The organism is Asticcacaulis sp. (assembly GCF_027484505.1).
Taxonomy (GTDB): Bacteria; Pseudomonadota; Alphaproteobacteria; order Caulobacterales; family Caulobacteraceae; genus Asticcacaulis.
On sequence record NZ_JAIXSV010000284.1, the window covers coordinates 1 to 3,615 of the forward strand.

The following is a 3,615-nucleotide window of genomic DNA, read 5'->3' on the forward strand; positions in this document are numbered from 1 at the left end:
CCACGCCGTCGGCGGCAAGCGCCATCAGCTGTTCGCGTTGTGCTTCAAGAGCCATTTTTTCTTTTGCTCTGTTTTAATTTTTTATTGGTATTATAATAAAGAATTTTTTTTTCTGAAAACACAGTCAAAAAAGATTAATATTTGAAAACACAGTAAATGTGAGGCGTGGCGGTTTTCTCAGCTTCTCCGCCTGGAAACACTTCTGGGGCCCTGCAATCAGGCGCAAAAAAGACAAAGTTGTTATCGTCTGGGCGCGAGGTCTCGCGCATCTCGTACTCGGAAACAAACTGGCGCAGTTCAGACGCTTTGACTTCGCGGCAGACCACGCGGCCAATGCTGGCAATGGTGAACGCAACAACAAATGACGGCTCGATCGTCTCTGGTTCCTCATGCAACACAAGCATGTGGTGCATTTGCTGCCGAGTCATCTTGGGGCTGAGCGGCGCGCAGTCAATCAGCTTTTCAATGTCGGCCACGGAAAATTCGATGCTCATCAGATGACGTGCAGTCTTGACATGGTCTGACACCACATCGACAAGCAAATCAAATTGACGAGGATCTGCTGTTCGGAGCAGTTCGATGGCCGAGACGATGGCAATCGGAGCGGTGGCAATGTCTTCATCTGTCGGCTTGTCACCCAACACGCGCTTGAGAATATTTTTGTGGAGTTGGTGCTCCTCAGCCCACGCTTTCAACACTTTGATGGCCTTGGCCTTGTTCTTTTCATAGTCAGGCTCAACTTTGACCTTTTTCGTTTCTGAGGTATCCATCCTTGCACGCTCGCTCTTCAATCAAAAGAAAATGAAACATCAAAAACCAGAAAAAATAGAAAACAGAAACGCAAAAATACACTTTTTAAAAAAACGGATTTTTCATTTCGTTTGCCAGTGTTTCATCTCTTCGGCAATTTTTTCAGTGAGGCAACTGGCCACGGTGAAAAACATGCCGCCAACCATCGCAACAGAGCCGGCTGTGCTCAGGCCTCTGGCCGCCCGAAAAACTCGTGTTTGCGGCTCAAGCAGCCAGCCCATGCAAGAAAACACACCGTATGACATAAATCCACCTGTGGCAACGTCAAAACTGATGCGCCTGAGCGCCCGGTTCGCTTCAATCATGCGATCGCACTTGTTGCTGTCCATGCTTTCACCAGCAAGAAAAAAATAAACTGCCGAAAAAAAATTTGGACAGAAGAAAAAAAAACGGACACGGGGGTTTTAGCGCTTCGATTGTGAAGAATAGTCGGCAATGCTGTCGGCCATGATTGCTGTTGCCATGGTCGTCACACCCAGCAAAAACGTCATAGACGTCAACCCGATGCTGCCAAAAGTAAGTCCGCGGGTCACACGAAAGTATCGCGACGAATGATCGCTGGACAAGGTGTGCAAGGCACCAAACGCGAATGTGCTGGCCAGGCCAATGCCGCTCATCCCCAACGAAACAGGGACGATCAAGCCGGCCATCTTAGATACTTGCGCGGCCTTTTCTGCAATTTCATTTTCGTTCGACATCTTCTTGCTTCTCTTTTCAGAAAAAAATGAGCAGAAAATTTCAGCGCGCTTCGAAAGAATGGAGTCGGTTACCGAATGTCCCATCTGCCTTGAAAAATACGAATCGCCGGCCCGCGAACCCACTATTCTCATGCCCTGCGCGCACACCATCTGTTGCAACTGCACTCGCCAGATCTCGCTGCAACAGAAAAAGTGTCCGCTTTGTAATGCCGTGTTTCACCAAACACAGAAAAACTTTGCCTTTGCCGCCCTGTTATTTAAAATACCTTTGACTTTAGCCGGGCCAGAGCCTTTGACTGTGGCCAGGCCAGAGCCTTTGACACGATTGCCGCCCAAGACGATACGACTGTCTGTCAAAAAGGAGACGATACATGACGTGCTGGCCGATTTGCGAGTCACGCCCGACGAGCTGAAAAAGCTGGCACACAAAACGTTTGTCAACTACGAAACCATCACGGGTCGTGATGCATGTATGTTGCATTTGCAAGAAATCAGCTCGGACGTGCCGACGTTCGTTCACTTTTGCATTCATTCCGGGTACACGGACCCTAACAAGCCTGGTTGCGTCGATTTAGTTTCCGCCATTCAAGATGTAGTTGGCAACCGGCAAGACGATTATATGAATCGCCTTGTCAAAGCATTTTTATAAAAAATAAAAAAAGAGACAAAAAATGGAAAACATAAAGTCTGGGTATCGCGTTCAGTGCTTGGAATGCGGCCACCCTATGACATGGAGGCAGTGCACTGTACGGCGATCACACTTTGCGCACCTAGCTGGCAGCAACTGCACATCACCTGCCCCCGAGTCGGAAATACACAAATTTGGCAAACACATTATCTGCGCGCTCATCAATGCCGGCGTGCCCATCACTTTGGTGCCAGCTTGCAATGTGCATAAAAATAAAACTGTTGTTTTGCAAGACATGACTGCCCAGCAGGAAGCAGCGTTTGAAAACGACAAGGGCGAGCGACGTGTCCTTGATGTCGGCTGCTTTGAAAAGTTTACTGGCAAGCTGGTAGCCGGCATTGAGATCTGGCATACCCACAGAACCGAAGACGGCTCGCGCGACGGTCTGCCAATGTGGTTCGAGTTGAAAACAGATGACATTTGTTGTGACAGCAATGAGGGAGAAACCCCCGAAAAAGAAAATCGCTCGTTTGTGTACCACAACTGCGCTGCCTGTGTTTTGCAAAATCGAGAGCACGAAAACGCGCGTTTGCGGCAAGCGGAAATGCGTCTGCTGTGGCAAACGCAACGTGTGGCAGCCGAGATGATCGAACGCCAGCGCCAGCAGGATGAGCAGGATCGCTTAAATAAGGTACAGGAGCAGGTAGACAGAGAAAAACGATACCAGACAATGCTGGCCAGTGCGCAAGAACAGCAGGCGAAAAAAGAGCAGGAGCAGTGGCATTTGTTTTGGCAAAACAAACAAAGACAAAATCAGCATGAAGAAGAGGCAAAGAAAAATCATCACAGTGTACCACAAGCCATATATGATGCGCGCTGCACAGCTTCGTGGGAGCGTCTTCGCAAATTGCAAGACGAGCGCCAAAAGGAAATCGACCAGAGCTACAAAGTAGCGAAGGAGCAGAAAGAGGAAGAAGAGGAATACTGGCGCAGTGCAGGCAACGACATGTGCGCCAAACGCACGGCCGGCTGTTTGTGGTTTGGTTCTGAATTACGTCATTTTTAAGGTTTATTTTTTTCAGAATAAAGAGATAATAAATCTCTGGTGTCTCACTTTTTGAATTTCGACCGTTGATGGCGTCGGTCGTGGCTGTTATGGTTCGCGAGAAAAAGGTGTCATCGGACCCTGCTGTGCCGCACGAGCCGTCGCGACTGGTGCTCAGAGTGGAAGAATGTGAGTACTGTGGCGAACGGGAGCCACGCGTTTTTAGCATCTGCATGATGAACGATCACCTGACGGGCATTTTGGCGTGCGAAAAATGCAAGGCGCGCGCCAAAGCCGAAGTATGTCGGTATGTGAAAGAGACGGGCCGCTATGCCTTGACCAGCGAGCTGCGGCGACGACTGTGTGCGGTCGGCATACACATTGACCGTGATAAGTTGTTCAAAGTCCGGCGAAGCAGCGGCGACATTGAAGAC

General features: G+C 49.3%; 6 protein-coding genes. 2 read left to right on the forward strand and 4 right to left on the reverse strand.

Annotated features, from left to right (window positions below):
• Window positions 1-134 precede the first annotated feature (134 nt).
• The 3 genes from Q0072_RS16530 to Q0072_RS16540 form a co-directional block, all read right to left on the reverse strand.
• A complete protein-coding gene (locus Q0072_RS16530; protein WP_298332422.1) occupies window positions 135-770 on the reverse strand; it encodes a hypothetical protein in 636 nt (211 codons plus the stop codon).
• Between the two features lie 102 nt (window positions 771-872).
• Window positions 873-1,139: a hypothetical protein gene (locus Q0072_RS16535; protein WP_298332426.1), complete on the reverse strand. Its 267-nt coding sequence runs from the start codon at window positions 1,137-1,139 to the stop codon at window positions 873-875.
• Between the two features lie 75 nt (window positions 1,140-1,214).
• On the reverse strand, window positions 1,215-1,508 hold the full coding sequence (locus tag Q0072_RS16540) for a hypothetical protein (RefSeq protein ID WP_298332429.1): 294 nt from the start codon (window positions 1,506-1,508) through the stop codon (window positions 1,215-1,217).
• Window positions 1,509-1,512: 4 nt separating this feature from the next.
• Between Q0072_RS16540 and Q0072_RS16545 the strand changes: the two genes are divergently transcribed.
• Window positions 1,513-2,157, forward strand: coding sequence for an RING finger domain-containing protein (locus Q0072_RS16545; protein WP_298332432.1), 645 nt, complete (start codon window positions 1,513-1,515; stop codon window positions 2,155-2,157).
• A 22-nt stretch (window positions 2,158-2,179) separates the two neighbouring features.
• Entirely contained in the window at window positions 2,180-3,202 is a 1,023-nt protein-coding gene (locus Q0072_RS16550) for a competence protein CoiA family protein (protein WP_298332434.1), read from the forward strand.
• A 110-nt stretch (window positions 3,203-3,312) separates the two neighbouring features.
• On the opposite strand, the gene Q0072_RS16555 is transcribed toward Q0072_RS16550, so the two are convergent.
• Window positions 3,313-3,615: hypothetical protein (locus tag Q0072_RS16555; protein ID WP_298332437.1), on the reverse strand; the 303-nt coding region annotated here is incomplete at its 5' end.

What these genes read in the sequence shown, in the direction of transcription:
- Q0072_RS16530 (WP_298332422.1), bottom strand. Translation starts at nt 770, where the DNA reads ATGGATACCTCAGAAACGAAAAAGGTCAAAGTTGAGCCTGACTATGAA.
- Q0072_RS16535 (WP_298332426.1), bottom strand. Translation starts at nt 1,139, where the DNA reads ATGGACAGCAACAAGTGCGATCGCATGATTGAAGCGAACCGGGCGCTC.
- Q0072_RS16540 (WP_298332429.1), bottom strand. Translation starts at nt 1,508, where the DNA reads ATGTCGAACGAAAATGAAATTGCAGAAAAGGCCGCGCAAGTATCTAAG.
- Q0072_RS16550 (WP_298332434.1), top strand. Translation starts at nt 2,180, where the DNA reads ATGGAAAACATAAAGTCTGGGTATCGCGTTCAGTGCTTGGAATGCGGC.